The sequence below is a fragment of the Sphingomonas sp. Root241 genome (assembly GCF_001428865.1).
Taxonomy (GTDB): Bacteria; Pseudomonadota; Alphaproteobacteria; order Sphingomonadales; family Sphingomonadaceae; genus Sphingomonas.
This window is the reverse complement of record NZ_LMIV01000001.1, coordinates 1342663-1362363: the sequence shown is the minus strand read 5'-3', so window position 1 is coordinate 1362363 and position 19701 is coordinate 1342663. Positions and strand designations below refer to the sequence as shown.

20 protein-coding genes are annotated in these 19701 nt (G+C 63.8%); 10 read left to right on the top strand and 10 right to left on the bottom strand.

Annotation, left to right across the window (positions count from 1 at the left end):
• Nucleotides 1-8: 8 nt before the first annotated feature.
• A complete protein-coding gene (locus tag ASE13_RS06290) occupies nt 9-797 on the bottom strand; it encodes a sulfite exporter TauE/SafE family protein (protein WP_056614809.1) in 789 nt (262 codons plus the stop codon).
• Nucleotides 798-1350: 553 nt separating this feature from the next.
• On the opposite strand from ASE13_RS06290, the gene ASE13_RS06285 reads away from it, so the two are divergent.
• The 6 genes from ASE13_RS06285 to ASE13_RS06270 all read left to right on the top strand — a co-directional run bounded on the left by ASE13_RS06285 (nt 1351) and on the right by ASE13_RS06270 (nt 7439).
• The gene (locus ASE13_RS06285) at nt 1351-2715 is read left to right on the top strand and encodes a class II 3-deoxy-7-phosphoheptulonate synthase (protein ID WP_200955666.1); all 1365 of its coding nucleotides are present in this window, start codon (nt 1351-1353) and stop codon (nt 2713-2715) included.
• A 97-nt stretch (nt 2716-2812) separates the two neighbouring features.
• On the top strand, nt 2813-3982 hold the full coding sequence (locus tag ASE13_RS19380) for a DNA cytosine methyltransferase (protein ID WP_082596399.1): 1170 nt from the start codon (nt 2813-2815) through the stop codon (nt 3980-3982).
• Nucleotides 3983-3999: 17 nt separating this feature from the next.
• Nucleotides 4000-4476: a very short patch repair endonuclease gene (locus ASE13_RS19375; protein WP_268801280.1), complete on the top strand. Its 477-nt coding sequence runs from the start codon at nt 4000-4002 to the stop codon at nt 4474-4476.
• The gene (locus ASE13_RS19370) at nt 4469-5803 is read left to right on the top strand and encodes an ATP-binding protein (protein ID WP_162254671.1); all 1335 of its coding nucleotides are present in this window, start codon (nt 4469-4471) and stop codon (nt 5801-5803) included. Before ASE13_RS19375 ends, ASE13_RS19370 begins: the two co-directional genes overlap by 8 nt.
• Complete coding sequence (locus ASE13_RS06275; protein ID WP_056612749.1) at nt 5796-6758, top strand: O-methyltransferase; 963 nt, start codon at nt 5796-5798, stop codon at nt 6756-6758. Before ASE13_RS19370 ends, ASE13_RS06275 begins: the two co-directional genes overlap by 8 nt.
• A gap of 153 nt (nt 6759-6911) precedes the next feature.
• Nucleotides 6912-7439: a hypothetical protein gene (locus tag ASE13_RS06270; protein WP_056612747.1), complete on the top strand. Its 528-nt coding sequence runs from the start codon at nt 6912-6914 to the stop codon at nt 7437-7439.
• Between the two features lie 173 nt (nt 7440-7612).
• Here ASE13_RS06270 and ASE13_RS06265 read toward each other — a convergent pair whose 3' ends face one another.
• Genes ASE13_RS06265 through ASE13_RS06255 form a run of 3 tightly spaced genes read right to left on the bottom strand, consistent with a single transcriptional unit; the run spans nt 7613 to nt 9071 of the window.
• Nucleotides 7613-8002: a VOC family protein gene (locus tag ASE13_RS06265; RefSeq protein ID WP_056612744.1), complete on the bottom strand. Its 390-nt coding sequence runs from the start codon at nt 8000-8002 to the stop codon at nt 7613-7615.
• A 14-nt stretch (nt 8003-8016) separates the two neighbouring features.
• On the bottom strand, nt 8017-8448 hold the full coding sequence (locus ASE13_RS06260; protein WP_056612742.1) for a DUF488 family protein: 432 nt from the start codon (nt 8446-8448) through the stop codon (nt 8017-8019).
• On the bottom strand, nt 8445-9071 hold the full coding sequence (locus ASE13_RS06255; RefSeq protein WP_082596396.1) for a lysoplasmalogenase family protein: 627 nt from the start codon (nt 9069-9071) through the stop codon (nt 8445-8447). The genes ASE13_RS06260 and ASE13_RS06255 overlap by 4 nt, the downstream gene beginning before the upstream one ends.
• 64 nt (nt 9072-9135) lie before the next feature.
• Here ASE13_RS06255 and trmFO point away from each other — a divergent pair, with 64 nt between their 5' ends.
• Complete coding sequence (trmFO, locus tag ASE13_RS06250; RefSeq protein WP_056612739.1) at nt 9136-10449, top strand: methylenetetrahydrofolate--tRNA-(uracil(54)-C(5))-methyltransferase (FADH(2)-oxidizing) TrmFO; 1314 nt, start codon at nt 9136-9138, stop codon at nt 10447-10449.
• Here the strand turns inward: trmFO and ASE13_RS06245 are convergent.
• Together ASE13_RS06245 and ASE13_RS06240 are read right to left on the bottom strand one after the other, a co-directional pair.
• The gene (locus ASE13_RS06245; protein WP_056612736.1) at nt 10446-10925 is read right to left on the bottom strand and encodes a histidine kinase; all 480 of its coding nucleotides are present in this window, start codon (nt 10923-10925) and stop codon (nt 10446-10448) included. The genes trmFO and ASE13_RS06245 overlap by 4 nt on opposite strands.
• A gap of 62 nt (nt 10926-10987) precedes the next feature.
• A complete protein-coding gene (locus ASE13_RS06240; protein WP_156404759.1) occupies nt 10988-11662 on the bottom strand; it encodes a hypothetical protein in 675 nt (224 codons plus the stop codon).
• Nucleotides 11663-11788: 126 nt separating this feature from the next.
• Here ASE13_RS06240 and ASE13_RS06235 point away from each other — a divergent pair, with 126 nt between their 5' ends.
• The 3 genes from ASE13_RS06235 to ASE13_RS06225 are packed head-to-tail and all read left to right on the top strand — an operon-like array spanning nt 11789 to nt 15071.
• Nucleotides 11789-13759 (top strand): TadE/TadG family type IV pilus assembly protein, encoded by a 1971-nt coding sequence (locus tag ASE13_RS06235; protein WP_162254669.1) that lies wholly within the window; start codon nt 11789-11791, stop codon nt 13757-13759.
• Complete coding sequence (locus tag ASE13_RS06230) at nt 13759-14382, top strand: TadE/TadG family type IV pilus assembly protein (protein ID WP_056612730.1); 624 nt, start codon at nt 13759-13761, stop codon at nt 14380-14382. Before ASE13_RS06235 ends, ASE13_RS06230 begins: the two co-directional genes overlap by 1 nt.
• Entirely contained in the window at nt 14379-15071 is a 693-nt protein-coding gene (locus tag ASE13_RS06225) for a TadE/TadG family type IV pilus assembly protein (RefSeq protein WP_156404758.1), read from the top strand. Before ASE13_RS06230 ends, ASE13_RS06225 begins: the two co-directional genes overlap by 4 nt.
• Before the next feature lie 38 nt (nt 15072-15109).
• On the opposite strand, the gene ASE13_RS06220 is transcribed toward ASE13_RS06225, so the two are convergent.
• The 4 genes from ASE13_RS06220 to eno all read right to left on the bottom strand — a co-directional run bounded on the left by ASE13_RS06220 (nt 15110) and on the right by eno (nt 19564).
• Nucleotides 15110-16522: a pyruvate dehydrogenase complex E1 component subunit beta gene (locus ASE13_RS06220; protein WP_056612728.1), complete on the bottom strand. Its 1413-nt coding sequence runs from the start codon at nt 16520-16522 to the stop codon at nt 15110-15112.
• 1 nt (nt 16523) lies between these two features.
• Nucleotides 16524-17573 carry a pyruvate dehydrogenase (acetyl-transferring) E1 component subunit alpha gene (pdhA, locus tag ASE13_RS06215; protein ID WP_056612726.1) on the bottom strand — a complete coding sequence of 350 codons (1050 nt, stop codon included), beginning with the start codon at nt 17571-17573 and terminating at the stop codon, nt 16524-16526.
• Nucleotides 17574-17775: 202 nt separating this feature from the next.
• Complete coding sequence (locus ASE13_RS06210) at nt 17776-18093, bottom strand: FtsB family cell division protein (protein WP_056612724.1); 318 nt, start codon at nt 18091-18093, stop codon at nt 17776-17778.
• Between the two features lie 193 nt (nt 18094-18286).
• Nucleotides 18287-19564 (bottom strand): phosphopyruvate hydratase, encoded by a 1278-nt coding sequence (gene eno, locus ASE13_RS06205; protein WP_056612722.1) that lies wholly within the window; start codon nt 19562-19564, stop codon nt 18287-18289.
• Nucleotides 19565-19701 lie beyond the last annotated feature (137 nt).

Sequence of the window (19701 nt, the reverse complement as noted above, 5' to 3'; positions counted from 1 at the left end):
CTCCCTGTTCAGCCGTAAAGGCCGTTGCGGATCATCAATATCCCGATCGCCACCAGATAGATTCCGAAGCTCCGCCGCAGCATCACCGGGCTCAGCGCATGCGCCGCTGCCACGCCCCAGGGCGCCGTGAGCAGGGTCGCCGCGGTCACCACCGCCGCGGCGGGCAGATTGACATAGCCGAGCGAGCCATAAGGCAGCCCGTGCGCGCCCGCCCCGATCGCGACGAAGCCGATCACGCCGGGCACGGCGATGATCGCGCCCACGCCCGAGGCCGTCGCGATCGCGCGGTGGATCGATTTGCCGCACAGGGTCATCACGATGATCGCGATCGTTCCCCCGCCGATCCCCAGCAGCGACGAGAAGGCGCCCAGCCCGCCCGCGATCCCCGCGCGCGCCGCCCCGCCAGGCATCTCGGTGGCCAGCTGCCGCCCGCCGAGCAGCGGAAACAGGAAATGCAGCGCCATCACCAGCACACCGGTGCCGAAGATGATCGCCAGCGCCGGCCCCGGCACCCGCGCGGCGAGCAGCACCCCTGCCCCCACGCCCGCGACGATCCACGGCGCCCAGCTCTTCAATATCTCGAAGTCCACTGCCCCGCGCCTTGCGTGGGCGTGCACCGATCGGATCGACGTCGCGACGATCGTCGCCAGCGAGGTCCCGATCGCGACATGCGCCAGCTCCTCTGGCGCGCCGCCCAGCAGCGGCAGCACCGCGAACAAGGCCGGCACCACCACGAACCCGCCGCCGATTCCGAACAGCCCGCCCGCAAACCCCGCGGCAAGCCCCGCCGCCAGCATCGCGGCCAACGCCTCGGCCCACGCGAGCAAACTCACGCGGCACCCCTGATCATGAAAACCCGCACGCGAACCAAGGGCACGAAACTCTCCCGTCTGGAGCTTCCTGCCTCTCCCGTTGCGCGTCGCTGTCCGTCCGCGCCTGTGGCTGTCGTCCGGTGGCCGCGCTATGTCCGTTCCGGCGCATGGCCGCGCCGCATGCCGGGCCTGCGACTCCCGACAGCCCGTACAGGCTATGCCTCCGCAGCCCTCCGCACAAGCGCCCCGAACATTTACCCGCTCAGGGTAATTTTACCCCTTGCGCCCATTTACCCCGTCGGGGTAAGGCGCCCGCATCATGACGACGCTAGCAGGTTCCAAGATCCGCCGCTTCCGCGAGGAACGCGCCCTTTCCCGCGCCGCATTCGGCGCCTGGTTCGACACGCCCGGCTCGACGGTGCAGGGCTGGGAGGAGGACGGCAAGCGCGCCTCCGCCGCCGTGCTCAACCAGATCGCCGCCAACGGCATCGCCCATCACCAGGACTGGTACGTCCATGTCCGCAATCTGGAGCAAGACATGGGCTGGACCCCCGACAGCTGGCGCCAGGCCGAAGCCCGCCAGCTCCCCAATTACCCCGATCAGGCCGCGCTGAACGCCGCCACGGCCCAGCTCGCCAATTTCCCCCCGCTCGTCTTCGCCGGCGAGGCGCGCGAGCTCACCACCGAACTCGCCCGCGTCTCGCGCGGCGAGGCCTTCCTCCTCCAGGGCGGCGATTGTGCCGAGAGCTTCGCCGAGTTCCACCCCAACAACATCCGCGACACCTTCCGCGTCATCCTCCAGATGGCGGTCGTCCTCACCTTCGCGTCGAAGCTCCCCACGGTGAAGCTCGGCCGCATGGCCGGCCAGTTCGCCAAGCCGCGCAGCGCCGATACCGAGACGATCGACGGCGTCGAGCTCCCCAGCTACCGCGGCGACAACGTCAACGACATCGCCTTCACGCCCGAGAGCCGCATCCCCGATCCGCAGCGCATGGTGCAGGGCTATTCGCAGTCCGCCGCGACGCTCAACCTGCTGCGCGCCTTCGCCACCGGCGGCTATGCCAATCTCCACCAGGTCCACAAATGGACGCTCGATTTCATGGGCCGCAGCCCCTGGTCGAAGAAGTTCGCCGACGTGGCGGACCGCATCGGCGAGTCGCTCGATTTCATGGAGGCGTGCGGCATCAACCCCGACACTGTCCCCCAATTGAAGGGCACCCAGTTCTACACCAGCCACGAGGCCCTGCTCCTCCCCTACGAGCAGGCGCTCACCCGGCAGGACAGCCTCACCGGCGACTGGTACGATACCAGCGCGCACTTCCTGTGGATCGGCGACCGCACCCGCTTCGAGGGCAGCGCGCATGTCGAGTTCCTGCGCGGCATCGGCAATCCGATCGGGATGAAGTGCGGCCCCAGCCTCGAGCCCGACGCGCTGCTGCGCCTGCTCGACACGCTCAACCCCGCGCGCGTCCCCGGCCGCATGACCCTGATCACCCGCTACGGCCACGACAAGATCGAGAAGGGCCTCCCCGCCCTCGTCCGCGCGGTCAAGCGCGAGGGCCATCCGGTGGTGTGGAGCTGCGACCCGATGCACGGCAACGTCGTCAAGGCCGCCAACGGCTACAAGACCCGCCCCTTCGAGCGCATCCTCGCCGAAGTCCGCGGCTTCTTCGCCGTCCACCGCGCCGAGGGCACCTTCGCCGGCGGCATCCACGCCGAGATGACCGGCCAGAACGTCACCGAATGCACCGGCGGCGCAATCGACGTCACCGAGCAATCGCTGGCCGACCGCTACCACACGCACTGCGACCCGCGGCTGAACGCGGGGCAGTCGCTGGAACTGGCGTTTCTGCTGGCGGAGATGCTGAATGCGGAGATGGCGGAGCGGCGGAAGGCGGCGTGAGGCGGCTGATCGCGGCTCGACACTAGTCGTTTATGGGATGCGCAGGCATCGAGTTGTGCTAGAGCATTGCCCCGACATGGAGGGTGGTGTCGGATCGATGAAACTGGTGGAATTGTTCTGCGGAACGGGAGGCTTTTCGCGCGGAGCCCATGCGGCTGGCTTTTCTGTCGCCGCTGCTTACGATCTGGACCCGATCCTCACTTCGTCTTATCCGCTTAACTTCCCCAACACTGTGCTCAGGCACCGTGACGTTGCCACGCTTACCGCCGCCGAAATTCGTGCGGATATCGGGGGAAATGCGTTCGGTGTTTTCGGAGGGCCCCCTTGCCAAGGTTTCAGCGACATGGGCAAGCGGGACCCCAAAGATCCGCGGCGTCTTTTGCTGCGGCACTTCTTCCGCATTGTTGCGGAACTCGATCCGGTGTTCTTCGTCATGGAGAATGTGCGCGGGCTCGCTTATCAAGACGCGCGACCGGTACTAGATGATGCGTTGGCGCTCGTAAGCGACCGCTATGACATTCTCGGCCCAAACATATGGGATGCATCGGATTTCGGTGCCGCCACGAAGCGCAACCGAATGTTCGTCATTGGTATTCGGAGGGACCGCAAAGCGCCTCTGTCGCTTGCCGATGTCGAAGCATTGAAACGCCCCGCTGCTACGGTACGGCAAGCGCTATCCGACTTGAAGGACCTGCGCCCCATCGAGGATGATCCCAACTTACCTGGCTTCGATCGCTGGTCGATTGATCGTCCGGGAGCTCCGACGTCATACGCACGCCCACTGCGAGCGAAGAATCGCATTACAACAGGGCATCGGCCCACAGTACACACCTCCGCTGTGGTGAAGCGCTTCCATGACGTCCGGCCCGGTGGTGTAGATAAAATCGGCCGCCACCCGCGTTTACGCCTAGGCGGCCAATGCCCAACATTGCGCGCCGGAACCGGGGCCGATCTCGGCTCATTTCAATCGGTCCGGCCAATCCACCCCGAGTTTGATCGTGTGATCACCGTACGGGAAGCGGCGCGCCTTCAAGGATTCCCAGACGACCACCTCTTTCATCCTACCGTTTGGCATAGCTTCCGGATGATAGGGAACAGCGTATCTCCAATTATGGCGGAGGCAGTTTTTGTTGCCATCCGTGATCGACTGACCGGCGCAGAAGCAGAGGAGATGATCGATCCGGACGGGACGAGACATGTGGACGCGCCCGAACAAACGCCGATGATCGAAAGCAGAGGCGAACAACTCGCTGAAGCGGCGGAGTAGTCCATCTGGTCGATAGGTTGACCCCCGAACGTCGCTCCTGGCTCATGTCACGGGTGCGGGGCAAAAACACAACGCCCGAGATGCGCGTCCGCCGCGCCGCTCATTCTCTCGGCCTACGCTTCAGACTCCACCGGAAGGACCTGCCGGGAAAGCCCGATCTTGTTTTCCCTAAGTACCGCATCGCAATGTTCGTGCATGGCTGCTTCTGGCACCGGCATCCAGGCTGCCCGAAGGCGTCGACGCCCAAATCGCGTGAAGAGTTTTGGCAGGCGAAGTTCGACATGAACGTGGCGCGTGACGCTCGGGTGGCGGCGGAACTGGAAGCCCTAGGTTGGCAAGTGATCACCGTGTGGGAATGCGAAACTCGCGAGAGCGGTATTGTCGACATCTTGGCAGGTATCCGACGCGCTTCGCAGGAAAAAATTCCACATTCAGTAGCGAATTGTAATCAAGCTGTTAGATTTGGCAGCGAGGGGAGACCAGACGGTGGCTAAATTCGTCCCGAGCGATGATCCGAATAAGGCAGATGCATCTCCTACGAAGCGATTTTTCGTAGATATCATCACGCGAGACATTCAACTCGACGAAGCTATCCAAGATCTGGTCGACAACTGCGTGGATGGCGCGAAGAGGCTGAGGCCCAAAGGTGATTATAGGGGGCTTAAGGTCGAAATTGAGGTCACTCCAAATCACTTTGTCATTTCTGATAATTGCGGCGGCATACCTTTAGAAACTGCACGGAAATATGCCTTCAAATTTGGTCGCGCCGCAGGGTTCGAAGAGACCGATCATTCGGTGGGCCAATTCGGCATTGGCATGAAGCGCGCACTATTCAAGATGGGTGCGTATTTCGAGGTAAGCTCTACGGAGCCCGCCGCGAAATTCAAAATCGACGTTGATATTCCATTGTGGCTTGCGGACGAGGGAAATTGGGATTTCCCCATTACAGATCTTGAGGAGCGAAAATTTCAGGAGGCCGAGACAGGCACAACACTCCGCGTCACCCGGCTCAATGTGGGTGTTCCGGAGCGCTTCGGGCAGGACACATTCAAATCTATTCTATCAAACAATATTCGCATCGCTCATGCACAACCTATGGCAGCTGGGCTTGAGATTTCATTCAACGGCTCGGCGATCATTGCAAGTGTCTGGCAGCTGAAGAGCTCCGATAGCATTCAACCAGTCGTCAAATCCTACCCAGACGATCTTGGAGGCAAAGCGCTACTTACCACTCGTCTTCACGCAGGTGTTGCGGAGTCCAGTCGGCAACATGCTGGATGGTATATATTTTGCAATGGTCGCTGCATTCTAGAGGCCGATCAGAGCAAAACTACAGGATGGTCGGAGGTCGATGAAGGGGTCGCTATCCCGAAATACCACAATCAGTTTGCACGATTCCGAGGGTATGCGTTCTTGGACTCGGATGATGCCAGCTTACTACCTTGGAATACAACGAAAACCGGATTGGATGAAGAATCACCTGCTTACCGCAGGTTAAAACCTCGTCTGATTGAAGCGATGCGACCGATCATATCTTTCCTCAATGCATTGGACAGTGAGCAAGACCTCGAACCAGCCGATAGAGTGCTAACTTCTGCAGTGGCTTCGGCGCCGGCAGTACCTCTCGCGAGGTTGCCGGAGCGTGCCGCGTTCGTTTTTCAGGCCCCCGCGAAGCGGGGACCTCCAATGTCACGGATCGCATACAAGAAGCCAAAAGCCGAAGCGGACAAGTTGTTAGCCGCATTCAATGTCAAAAAACTACCGGACCTGGGCGAACGCTCTTTTGAATTTGCCTACGAAAACCTCGTCGAGGATGACTGAGTTGGTCGGGACCTTCAATAAGATCGATTACAGACTTCGCCCAGCAAAGCATGCGGAGCGGACGATGCTTATCGACCTTTACAAGCGTCTTCGCTTCGCTCCGATAGAGGGCTATCAATATGTCGGCTTCGGTTCGGTCGCCTTCGTCGACTTCCGAATGGTACATCGAGCGCTCGGCATCGACGACCTTTTGAGCATTGAAGGAACTGACGAGAAAGAAGAGCAGGTCAGATTCACACAAAACAAACCGTACGAACGAATTGATCTCCGATTTGGGCATTCCAGCACGATATTACCACAAATTAATTTTGACCGTCATTCGATCGTATGGCTAGATTATGATGAACCAGCCAAACGATTCATGGTTAACGATCTAGCGAGCGTTGCAGGGAAGGCAAAGAGTGGCACGTTTGTTGCCGTCACCTTCACCAATGATTTTCCAGCTGAAAAGAAGTTATCTGAGAAAGCACTGCACTTTTTGAAAGAAGGATTTCCGGAGTTCGTACCAGACGACGCTAAAGCGATCTCGTATCAGGGACCCAAATATGCCGAATTTGTTCGCGCGACGTTTGGGTCGCTCTTGGATACAGCGCTCAAGGATGCCGATGCAGGAAACCCCGATCCGCTGGCTAAGCGGGTCGCATTTCAGGTCTGCTACTTCAAGTATAAAGACGGCGCGCAAATGGCGACAGTCGGATGGCTCATCGTGTCAGAAAGCGATCTCGAGACACTTGATCTATGCAGGCTCGAAACTCTTCCATTTTTTCGACCCGGCAGCGACGCTTTTCGTATCGATATCCCGAGGGTGACGCCCCTTGAGATACGCGAAATGGAACGGCGTCTTCCCGAACCACAAGCCGCAGCAGAACTTGCTTGGATACCAACCGAGGAGCGGGTCGCATTCGCGAAGAGCTATCGATATCTACCTAACTTTGCACCAGTGGAAGCCATCTGAAATGGTTTGGGGCGGCAGATCGCGTTCATCGCAGCGCTCGCTCGGACCGGGGTGGCGCGGGCCGCGGCATGTTTCGGTGGGATGAGCGCGCGGGCGCCGACTAACGCGAGAAAGTACTTTCCTACAACCCCTCGCCCATGCAATGTTCCTCATATGTTCCACTCCAGCGAGTCGCAACCGCCCACACCGGAAGAGCCCGACGACATCCTCCGCTTCACGCCCCACCCCATGCCGCCGCGCGCCGGCGGGTGGTCGGCGGAGCGGCAGATTGCGTTTGTCGAATGCCTGCGGCGCATCGGCGTGGTCGCCGTGGCGGCGCGGTCGGTGGGGATGACTGCCGGGGCCGCCTATCAGCTCCGGAAACGCGCCGGGCCGGACAGCGGCTTCGCTCGCGCATGGAACCGCGCGCTCGACGAAGCGCAATGCGAAGCGATCGACGAAATCCGCACGCGCGGCTTCGGGCCGGTCCGCGAAGCAATGTTCCGATGCGGACGGCAAATCGGCTGGCGCGAACGCTACGACAACAGGCTGCTCTACGCCGCGCTGCGCGCGCTCGATGGCATGTCGGGCCGTTTCCATGCATCGGGGGCAGCAATTGACACCGGTTCGGCCGCGCCCGCCCCGCGCAACGAAGTTACGCCGACACGCAACAACATTGCCGATTCGCCGTGCAAACCGTGAAATTGCGCCCCGGCAAATCCAACATTCGGCCCGTGCGGAGCCGCGCTGCAACAAAGCGACATATCTCTGTAACGCACTGCGTCCAATGCCGCTCGGGCCGGCGCCAGGTCCCCTCCTTCCGCGCCGGCTCTCCCCGAACTACGGGGCGGCTCCGGCCGCCCCGCTTTTTTGCCTCATTCGGGCCGGTGGCACACGGCTTCGATGTTGGTCCCGTCGGGATCGAGCACGAATGCGGCGTAGTAATCGGGGTGGTAATGCGCGCGGATGCCCGGGGCGCCGTGATCGGTGCCGCCCGCCGCCAGCGCCGCGGCGTGGAACGCGTCGACCTGCGCGCGGCTGTCGGCCGCGAAGGCGACATGCGTGCCCTGCCCCACTCGCTCGTTGTCGCCGATCCAGAAGAACGGCTTGCCCTGCTTGCCATAGCCGATCGCGGTGCCGCCCGCCTCGGTCTGTTCGGGCGTGACGCGCATGATCTCGGCGATGCCCAGCGGCGCGAGCGCGGCGGCGTAGAAGGCGTCGGAGCGGGCGAGGTCGGAGACGGCGAAACCGATATGGTCGATCATGGCGGTCACTCCTTTCAGGGAAACAGGTCGACGATCTCCGCGCCTTCGCCCTCGGCCGCGAGCAGCAGGGTGCGGTGGCAATGTTCGGGGTTGCGCTCGAAGCAGACCAGGGCGCTGGGCTTTTCCGCGGCGAGCGCGCGCATCTGCGCCGCCTCGGCCTGCGCCTCGGGCAGCCCGAGCTGGGTTTCATATACCCGCTCCAGCGTCGCGACATCGCCTTTCTTGGCCGCGTCGCGCCCCGGCTTGGGGGTGCCGAGATTCTTGAGGAGGACATAGTCGATCCCCGCCTCCTTCAGGCTCGCGGCGAGCATGTTCTTCGAAAAGCCCGGGCGCCGCGAGAGGGGCACCGCGCGCACGTCGATCACCCGCTCGACGCCCGCTTTGTGGAGCGCCGCGATGAACTCGGCCATCGTCGTCGCCTCATAGCCGATCGTGAAGATCCTCATGCCCGCAAGCTCCGCACCACGCCCCAGGCGATCAACGCCAGTCCGGCGAAATAGGTCGGCCAGATCAGCAGTCCCGGAAGCGCCGATCCCGCCATCGGCCCCATCCGCCCGAAGATGAGGAGGTCCGAAAGCACGAACAATGCCGCGCCCAGCCCCACGCTCCCCTGCGGAAACCGGCTGATCGCCGCGGTCCCGAACATCGCCCCCAGCCCCGCGGCGTAGAGCGCGATCCCCGGTGCGGCGGCACGCTCCGCGGGCAGCAGGAACGCCGCCCCGGCCACCGCCGCCGCGATCAGGGCGGCCTGCCAAAGCGGCCCGCTCCGATTGCGCAGGTACAAGGTCGCGGCGACGACATGCCCGGCAAGGAAGGCAACCGCCCCGACCGTCAGCCCATGCGTCTCGAGCAGCACATCGCCCAGCGCCCCCAGCGCCAGCGCCGCCGCGATCAGCCACCCGTCGGTCGACCGCGCCTGCAGCCCCGCCCACAAAGCGAGCAGCCCCACCCCGGCCCCCTTCCACACCGTCTCCACGGCGAAGGGAACGCTGATCCAGTGCGTGGCATAGAAGCTCCCGCCCGCCACCAATGCGGCAAGGAAGAGCAAGCGGAGCGCGGATGGGTTCATGCCCCCGAGCATAACGCGGCCACAGCCTTTGTCATGCGCCTCGCTTGCCGCTATTCGCCCGGCCGTGACTCACGACATCCACATCATCGGCGGCGGCCTCGCCGGATCCGAAGCCGCATGGCAGCTCGCTCAGGCCGGGCACAAGGTGAAGCTCTCCGAAATGCGCGGCTCGGGTGACAGGACCCCCGCGCACCACACCGACAGCCTCGCCGAGCTCGTCTGCTCCAATTCGTTCCGCTCCGACGATGCCGAGCGCAACGCCGTCGGCCTGCTCCACCAGGAGATGCGCGACCTCGGCTCGCTGATCCTCACCCAGGGCGATATCCACAAGGTCCCGGCAGGCTCGGCGCTGGCCGTCGACCGCGACGGCTTCTCGGCCGGCGTCACCGCCGCGCTGGAGGCCCATCCCAACATCACGATTGTCCGCGAGCGGGTGGACCAGCTCCCCGCCGAGGGCCTGACCATCGTCGCCACCGGCCCGCTCACCGCCCCCGGCCTCGCCGAGAGCATCGGCAGCGCCACCGGGAAGGAGGCCTTGGCCTTTTTCGATGCGATCGCCCCGATCGTTCATTTCGAGAGCATCGACTTCACCACCGCCTGGTATCAGTCGCGCTGGAACAAGGGCGAGGGCAAGGATTACATCAACTGCCCGATGTCGAAGGACGAATATCTCGCCTTCCACGCCGGCCTGCTCGCCGGCGAGAAGACCGAGTTCCGCGAGTGGGAGAACGTCCCCTATTTCGAAGGCTGCATGCCGATCGAAGTGATGGCCGAACGCGGCGTCGATACCTTGCGCTACGGCCCGATGAAGGGCGTCGGCCTCGACGATCCGCGCACCGGCCGCTGGCCCTATGCCGTCGTCCAGCTCCGCCAGGACAATGCCAGCGGCACCCTCTGGAATATGGTCGGCTTCCAGACCAAGCTCAAATATGCCGCGCAAGTCGAGCTGTTCCGCACCATTCCGGGCCTGGAAAAGGCCGAGTTCGCGCGGCTGGGCGGCCTGCACCGCAATACCTTCATCCGCTCGCCCGAACTGCTCGACCCGACGCTCCGGCTCAAGGCGCGCCCCAACATCCGCTTCGCCGGGCAGATCACCGGGTGCGAGGGCTATGTCGAAAGTGCCGCAATCGGGCTGCTCGCGGGCCGCTTCGCCGCCGCCGAGATCGCCGGTCAGACCCTTCCGGCCCCGCCCCGCGAAACCGCGCTCGGTGCATTGCTGGCCCACATCACCGGCGAGGCCGAAGTCGAGACCTATCAGCCGATGAACGTCAATTTCGGCCTGTTCCCGCCGATCGAGGGCCGCTCGAAAAAGGCCGACCGCAAGCTGATGTACACCAGCCGCGCGCGTGCCGCGTTCAGCGGCTGGATGCCGGCTTAGTCCTCCGCCTCTTCCTTCCCGGGAGCAGCGGCAGGGCACGCGCAACGCGGCTTGGCGCCGGCGCGGGCCTTGGGTGCAGTGGCGAGGAACTCCGCGCGGCTCAACGCGCCCGATTTGTCGGCATCGGCGCCGGCGAATTTGGTCGTGGTCTTCGCCGCCCATTCGTCGAAATCGAGCCTCCCGTCATGATTGGCGTCGAGCTTCGCATAGGCCTTCCGCCGAGAGAGCAGATATTCCTCCCGGGTCACTGCGTCATTGCGGTCCTTGTCATAACGATCGAAACGCTTCTGCTCGCGCGTCTTCGCGCTGGCGCTAGGCACTTCCTCGGGAAGCGGGTCTTCGGTCGCGGCTGCCGCAATATGCGCCGCGGGCGCGCCGGGCAGCTTCACAGGTGGCGCAGCTGAGCCGCGAAGCAGGAACAAGCCCGCGAGCCCCAGCACCAGTGCCGCACCCACGCCGACGAAATAGCGCCACATCGAACGTCTCCCCCGAGAGTCGAGGCCTGCAAGCTAAGCGCGTCCGTCGCGCTGGCAAGCCCCTACCTTCCCGTCAGGCGATGCCAGAGCAATCGGCCGACCCGGTGCGGGGCGCCTATCGGTGGCTCGCCGCCGTGCGGCACGCGCAGATCGAGCCGCGCGAGGTGCGCCAATGCTCCAAGCGCCCGGCCATTGCGGCTCCAGCGCTTCGATACGGCGTCTTCGAGCAGCGGCGCGGCGAGGTCGCGCGCTTCGGCAGCCTCGTCAGGCGCCCGGAGATGGCGCGCCAGATCGACCAGCGCCCAGCCCTGCCCGGACGCGGCAAGCGGATCGCCCGGCGCCGCGCCCATCGCCGCACCGGCCACCACAAACAATTCCCCGCGTCCCTCGCCGAACCGCCGCAGAGCGCCGCGATCGAGCGTCTCCTCCTCGATCAGCACTTCCCAGCCATGGACGATCGGCACCAGCGAGGCTCCGCGCACCCCCTTGGGCAGCACCTCGCGCACGAGCGCCTGCAGCACCGGTTCGGCCGGCGCCGGCTCGCTGTCCAGCTTCGCCAGCGCCTCGCGCCACCAGGCGAGTCGCAACTGGCCCAAAGCGGGTTCACGCGTCGTCCGCAGCAGTTGCGCCAGCGCCTCGTCGAGGGCGAACAGCGCCTCGAGCGCGGCCGCGCCCCCCTGCGGCGCGTAAGAGAGCGCGAGCGCGTGTTCCGGATTCCCCCCCGCTACTCCGGTCATTTCCCTGCCCCCCATAAGCCGCCCGTTAACCAGCTCGATTTATGGGGCGTTAGCTGTGCGTGCGGCATGATGCCGTGTTGATCGGGGACCGGGGTCGCAAGAATGGTGGGCAATCGGCATAGCCTGATGAGGGCAAAGGCGTTCCTGACGGAATTCGCCCGCGATACGCGCGCCAACACGCTGGCGATCATGGCGATGGCGATCATCCCGCTGGCGGGCATGGTAGGTGGCGGCATCGACATCAGCCGCATGTACATCGTCAAGACGCGCCTGCAACATGGTTGCGACGCCGGCGCACTCGCCGGCCGCAAGGCGATGGCCGGCGGCAATTGGGTTCAGACGGTCAACGGCGTCGCCAACTATCCCGAGACCACGGCCAAGCAGTTCTTCGATTCGAATTTCGACAAGAACGCTTATGGCGGAACCAGTCCCAACAAGGCTTTCACCGAAAATGCCGGCAAGGTTTCCGGCACGGCGACCGCGACGGTGCCGATGACGCTGATGCGGATCTTCGGCCGTACCACCGAGACGCTCACCGTGACCTGCGAAGCCGATATGCGGCTTCCCAACACCGACGTGATGTTCGTGCTCGACAATACCGGGTCGATGGACTGGAAGCCCGACAACAGCTCCTGCGACGCCAGCTGCAAGGCGGCCGGCGGTTCGAAGATGCAGATGCTGCGCGTCGCGGTGAAGTGCTTCTTCGAGATCGTTGCGCGGCTCGATACCGATGCGGCCTGCGATGGCGGCGCGCCGAGCGGCGGCACCGGCAACGGTGCGCAGATCCGGTTCGGGTTCGTACCCTATTCGGTGAACGTCAATGTCGGGAAGCTGCTGCCCAACGAGTTCTTCGCGGACAGCGGCTACTATCAAACGCGCAAATGGAACCTGTTCGCCACGCCCCAGGATGCCGTCGGCACGCCCTATTGGGAAACCTATGGCACTGCTATCAGCCAAGCCAACTGCCTGAAGTTCATGAACAACCAGAGTTTCAACGGCTTCACTCCGACGCCGACGCCTGTCGGCACGGCTCCGGGGCCGGTCACCAAAATTACGTTCAACAGCGATGGAAGCGCCAGCACCGAATGGTACGGCGAGTGGGGGGGCTGGAGCGGTGCATCGGTTACCAGCGGCAACAACCGCAGCTGCCGCCGCAACCGCACCGATACGGTGACTCATTATCAGGGCTGGACTTACGATAGACTCCCGATCAATTTCAGTGCGCTGAAGGCAGGCGGAAGTAACTGGAACAACAGTTTTACCTGGCCCGACGGTGCCAACGGCTCGAACCGGCAGATCAACTGGGACGGGTGCATCGAGGAGCGCAAGACCGTCAAGGACGCTGCCAGCTACAATCCGGCGCCGGCGGATGCATATGACCTCGACATCGACATGCGGCCCAACGGCAACGCGGAAACCCAGTGGAAGCCGGCGCTGCGCCCGCTGATCTATTTGCGCGCAGTGACCGGCGGCAATTACAGCAATGCTACGCTCAATCCCGTAGATTCGATCAACAATTTCGCCGCTCCTGGTTATGGCTGCCCGACGCAGGCGAAGAAGCTGCAGAGTTGGCCCGTCGCAAGCGCTTTCGACGACTATGTCGACAGCCTGAATCCGACCGGCAGCACCTATCATGACATCGGCATGATCTGGGGTGCTCGGCTGATGTCACCCACCGGCATCTTCAGGTCGGAGAACGAGTTTACGCCACAAGGTGGCGAGATCGAGCGGCACATGATCTTCTTCACCGACGGTATCGCACAGGCAAACCCATGCGAATATTCGGCCTATGGCGTCGCCTGGTTCGATCGCCGCACCACCGAAAACGTCGGAAATGCCAGCAGCTGCGGCAACGAGAATGCCAATCTCGACGCTCAGATCAACAAGCGCCTCGAAGGGCTGTGCACCGCGGTCAAGAACAAGAACATCACTTTGTGGGTGATCTCGTTCGGTGCGGGCGTCGACGCGACGACCAAGACGCGCCTGACCAACTGCGCCAGCGCGGGGCGCTTCTTCGACGCGAGCGACTCGACGGCACTGCAAAAGGCATTCCGCGACATCGCCAACCAGATCTCCGCACTGAGGCTGACCAACTGATGCGCCGGATCTCCTTCCTTCGCCATCCTCGCGCTTTGCGCGACGACGAGCGCGGCTCCACCGTGGTCGAGTTCGCGATCATCGCACCCGTCATGGGGCTGGTGTTGCTCGGCGGGTTCGACGTCGGCCACACGCTGTACATGCGCGCCGTGCTGCAGGGCGTGCTGCAAAAGGCGGCACGCGATTCCGCGCTGGAGAGCGGCAGTCAGCAGACCCAGCTCGACAGCATCGACAGGAAGATCAAGAGCCAGGTAGCGGCGCTGGCCAACAACGGCACGATCGAGATCAAGCGCCGCTATTATCGGACCTTTTCCGATGTCGCCGCGGCAAAGGCCGAGGACTTCACCGACAGCAACGGCAGCGGCAAGTGCGATGCCGGTGAGCCCTATACCGACAGCAATCTCAACAACATCTGGGATGCCGACGGCGGAAATGGCGGCCAGGGCGGCGCGCGCGATTCCACGCTCTACACAGTGACCGTCTCCTATCCGCGCTTCTTTCCGATCTACCGCATGGTCGGAGGGTCGAACACGACGCGGGTCACTGCGGCCACCGTGCTGCGCAACCAGCCTTATGCCGATCAGGGCGCCTATGGCACGCCCCAGGTGAGGAACTGCCCATGACCCTGCGCACGCTGGCCACGCGGCTGCGGCGCGACACGAGCGGCCTGGCGCTGCTCGAATTCGCCTTCTCGCTGCCGATCTTCCTGACGATGTCGCTCACCGGCGCCGAGCTGACCAACTATATCATCACGCGCATGCGGGTCAGCCAGATTGCGTTGCAGGTGGCGGACAATGCCGCGCGCATCGGCAGCGGCACGCAACTCGAAGCCAAGAAGATCACCGAAGCGGACATCAACGATCTGCTGATCGGCGCGGGGCTGCAGAGCGGCGAACTCAATCTGCTGACCCGAGGCCGCGTGATCGTCTCGTCGCTCGAACCAGACCCCACCAATGCGGGGAAATACCAGATCCGCTGGCAGCGCTGCGGCGGCCTCAGCGCCCCGGTGTCCAATTATGGCGTGGCGGGCACCAAGAATCTCACCGGCATGGGGCCCGCGCCGAAGATCACCGCGCCGGCGGACGGCGTGACCATGTTCGTAGAGGTGTTCTACACCTATCAGCCGCTTATCAAGACGTCGCTCTCGCCCTCGACCTCGATGGACGAGATCGCGTCGATGATGGTCCGCGATCGTCGCGACACCAGCGACGACAGCAAGATCACCGTCAACGGCGTCGAGCAGAACAATCCCAACCCGCAGCATCCAAACGGGGTCTACAAGGTCAACGGCGTCACGCCCTCGACCTGCTGACGCGCTGGCGGGGCGCCCGAGAGCGCCCCGTCCGTCGCTCAGCCCTTGTACGTCACCTTCTTGACCGCCGCGACGACACGCGCCGCATCGACCAAAGCGAGCTTCTCGAGATTGGCCGCATAAGGCAGCGGCACGTCCTCGTTGGTCACGCGCAGCACCGGGGCGTCGAGATCGTCGAAGCCCTGCTCCATCGCCACTGCGACGATCTCCGACGAGATCGAGCAGACCGGCCAGCCTTCCTCGACCACCACCATGCGGTTGGTCTTCTTCAGGCTCTCGAGCACGGTCGCGGTATCGAGCGGGCGCAGCGTGCGCAGGTCGATCACTTCGGCGTCGATCCCTTCGCCCGCCAGTGTCTCGGCGGCTTCGAGCGCAACGCCGACGCCGATCGAATAGGACACGATCGTCACGTCCTTACCGGCGCGCACGATCCGCGCCTTGCCGATCGGCAACACGTGATCGTCGAGCTTGGGCACTTCGAAGCTGCGGCCGTACAGCAATTCGTTCTCGAGGAAGACGACCGGGTCCTCCGAACGGATCGCCGCCTTGAGCAGGCCCTTGGCATCGGCCGCGTCATAGGGCGCGATCACGATCAGGCCGGGGACGCTGGCATACCACGGACCATAATTCTGGCTGTGTTGCGCGCCGACGCGGCTGGCGGCGCCGTTCGGCCCGCGGAACACGATCGGGCAGCGCATCTGGCCGCCGGACATATAGTTGGTCTTGGCAGCCGAATTGATGATGTGGTCGATCGCCTGCATCGCGAAGTTGAAGGTCATGAATTCGACGATCGGCTTCAATCCGCCCATCGCCGCGCCCGTGCCGACGCCGGCAAAGCCATATTCGGTGATCGGGGTGTCGATCACGCGCTTGGCCCCGAACTCCTCGAGCAGGCCCTGCGTCACCTTGTACGCGCCCTGATATTCGGCGACTTCCTCGCCCATCACGAACACGCGCGGATCGGCGCGCATTTCCTCGGCCATCGCGTCGCGGAGCGCCTCGCGGACGGTCGTCTTGACCATCTCGGTGCCCTCGGGAATCGCGGGATCGGAGACCGTCGCCGCCTTGTTGCTGGCGAGCTGCGACGTGCCGCTCTCGGCCTTTTTCGGCGCAGGTGCCTCGGATTCCTCGGCCTTCTGCTCGGTGGCCGGTGCTTCGGCCTTCGGAGCCTCCGCAGCGGGAGCCGGGGTCGGTGCAGAGGCATCCTCGCCTTCGCCCGCGATCGTCGCGATCACGGTGCCGACCTTCACGTTGTCTGTGCCCTCGGCGATCAGGATCGACGCGATCGTGCCTTCGTCCACTGCCTCGAATTCCATCGTCGCCTTGTCGGTCTCGATCTCGGCGAGGATGTCGCCCGACTTCACCGTGTCGCCTTCCTTGACGAGCCACTTGGCGAGCGTGCCCTCTTCCATGGTCGGCGAGAGTGCCGGCATCTTGAGTTCGATCGCCATTTCAATAGGTCTCCACCAGCACGTCGGTGTATAGTTCCGCGGGGTCGGGTTCGGGGGTCTGCTCGGCGTAATCGGCGGCTTCGTTGACCACCTTGCGGATTTCCTGCTCGAGCGCCTTGAGCTCGTCCTCCTTGACGCCGAGCTGGTCGAGCTCGCGCTTCACCGCCTCGATCGGGTCGGACTTCTCGCGCACCGACTGGACTTCCTCGCGGCTGCGATACTTGGCCGGATCCGACATCGAGTGGCCACGGTAACGGTACGTCTTCATCTCGAGGATGATCGGGCCCTTGCCCGCACGGACCCAGGCCAAAGCCTCTTCGGCGGCGCCGCGGCAGGCGAGCACGTCCATGCCGTCCACCTGGATGCCGGGAATGCGGAAGCTCTCGCCGCGCTTGTACAACTGGTCCTCGGACGAGGAGCGATTGACGCTGGTGCCCATGGCATACTGGTTGTTCTCGATCACATAGATGATCGGGAGCTTCCACAGCTCGGCCATGTTGAACGATTCGTAGACCTGGCCCTGGTTCGACGCGCCATCGCCGAAATAGGCCATCGCGACGCCGCCATCCTCGTTATATTTGTGTGCGAAGGCGAGCCCTGTGCCGAGCGAGACCTGCGCGCCGACGATGCCGTGGCCGCCGTAGAACTTCTTCTCCGTCGAGAACATGTGCATCGAGCCGCCCTTGCCGCGGCTGATGCCTGCGCCGCGCCCGGTCAGTTCGGCCATGATCACCTTGGGATCGATGCCGTAAGCGAGCATGTGGCCATGGTCGCGATAGCCGGTGATCACCGAATCCTTCTCGCCGTCCAGCGCCGACTGCAGGCCGACCGCAACGGCCTCCTGACCGATATAGAGGTGGCAGAAGCCGCCGATGAAGCCGAGCCCGTAGAGCTGCCCTGCCTTCTCCTCGAAGCGGCGGATGAGCAGCATCTGCTTGTAGAATTCGAGCAGCTGCTCCTTGGAAGCTTTGTACCGTTCTGGTTCGCTGGGTCGTTCGCGGTTCGGTACCGCAGGTTCGGTAGACGCTTTGCGTGCCGGCGTTTTGGCCACAGGAAATCCTCATGCCCGGAAGGTCAATGCGGCGCCTATAGGCGTGTTTTCGGCCCCGACGCAACGTCAACGCACGCGAAAGGCCGGCGTTCATTCCGCGCGTTGCGCAAACGACACGCTTCCCGGCGGGTGCAAGCCGAGATGGTAAAATGGGATACCAATTATCGGGCTGTCGAACGCCGCGAACCGCGGCCGTTCCGGACTATTTGTCGAGCGGAACGATGACTTCGTCGGGACGTGCGACGTTGAGCTGCTTGCGCACCAGCTCGTCGACCATGTCGGGATCGGCGCCACGCTTGGGATCGAGCAAATCGACGCGGTTCTTGATCTCGGCACGCTTCTTGGCCAGCGCCGCATATTCCAAATTCTTCTGCGCGAGCTCGGCCTTCAACTCCCGCGCCGCGACGATGCCCGTGGGGCCCAGCACAGCATTATAACCGAAAAAGCCCATGGCGATGAGCACCGCGGCGGGAAGCCCCGCGCGGCGCAGAAGCGTATTGATCGGAGAAGTGCGCGCCATCGGGTTGATTCTTGCGTAACCAGAGTCGTTAATCAAGGCCGCAGTTTCACTTAACCGAGCCGAAGACACCAAAGCACCTTGTCACCCCGGCCCTGTGCCGGGGTCCACTCAGCCTCACGGTCTGTCCATCGATGGCTGATCCACCCGATGCCTCCCGGTGGACCCCGGCACAAGGCCGGGGTGACGAGAAGGATTACGCCTTGAGAACCGAGCGGCCCGCATAGCGTGCCGCATCGCCCAGTTCTTCCTCGATGCGGATGAGCTGGTTGTACTTTGCGAGCCGGTCCGAGCGTGCCAGCGAGCCCGTCTTGATCTGCCCGCAATTGGTCGCCACCGCGAGGTCGGCGATCGTCGCGTCTTCGGTCTCGCCCGAGCGGTGCGACATCACTGCGGTATAGGACGAACGCTGCGCGAGGCTCACGGCCTCCAGCGTCTCGGTCAGCGTGCCGATCTGGTTGACCTTCACCAGCAGCGAATTGGCATAGCCGCCGTCGATGCCGCGCTTGAGGCGCTTGGGATTCGTCACGAACAGATCGTCGCCGACCAACTGGACCTTGCCGCCGATCGCGTCGGTCAGTGCCTTCCAGCCCTCCCAATCGTCCTCGGCCATGCCGTCCTCGATCGAGAAGATCGGGTATTTGGCCGCCAGCCCGGCGAGGAAGTCGACATTCTCCGCCGAGGAGAAGGTCTTCCCCTCGCCCACCATCTTGTACGCGCCGTCCTTGTAATATTCGGTCGCGGCGCAATCGAGCGCGAGCATGACGTCGTCGCCCGGCTTGTAGCCCGCAGCCTCGATGCTCGCCATGATGAAGTCGAGCGCATCGGTGGTCGAGCTGAGATTCGGCGCGAAGCCGCCTTCGTCGCCCACGCCGGTCGCGAGGCCCTTCTCGTGCAGCTTCTTCTTGAGCGTGTGGAAGATCTCCGAGCCGCAGCGCACTGCCTCGACGATATTCTCCGCGCCGACCGGCACGATCATGAATTCCTGGAAGTCGATCGGATTGTCGGCATGCTCGCCGCCGTTGATGATGTTCATCATCGGCACCGGCAGCACATGCGCATTGACCCCGCCGACATAGCGGTAGAGCGGCAGCCCGCGCGCATCGGCGGCCGCCTTCGCCGCGGCAAGACTGACGCCGAGGATCGCATTGGCGCCCAGCCGGCCCTTGTTCTCGGTGCCGTCCAGCTCGATCATCGCGCGGTCGAGATCGGCCTGATCCTCGGCGTCGAGCCCCAGCACTTCCTCGGCAATCTCGCTGTTGACCGCCTGCACCGCCGCCTCGACGCCCTTGCCGAGCCAGCGCGTCTTGTCGCCGTCGCGCTTTTCGACCGCCTCGTGCGCACCGGTCGAGGCACCCGAAGGCACCGCGGCACGGCCGAAGCTGCCGTCCTCGAGCAGCACATCGACCTCCACCGTGGGATTGCCCCGGCTGTCGAGGATCTGGCGGGCATGGATGTCGATGATTGCGGTCACGTAACGGTCTCCCTACTTAGGGTATATCGGATTGCCCGAGGGCGCGCGCGAGCCTCTAACCGCTCCTGTGCTCCCGGGCAACGCAGAGGATGGAACCGGCGCGTACGGCCATGGTTCTCTGCACGAGTAACTGAAAG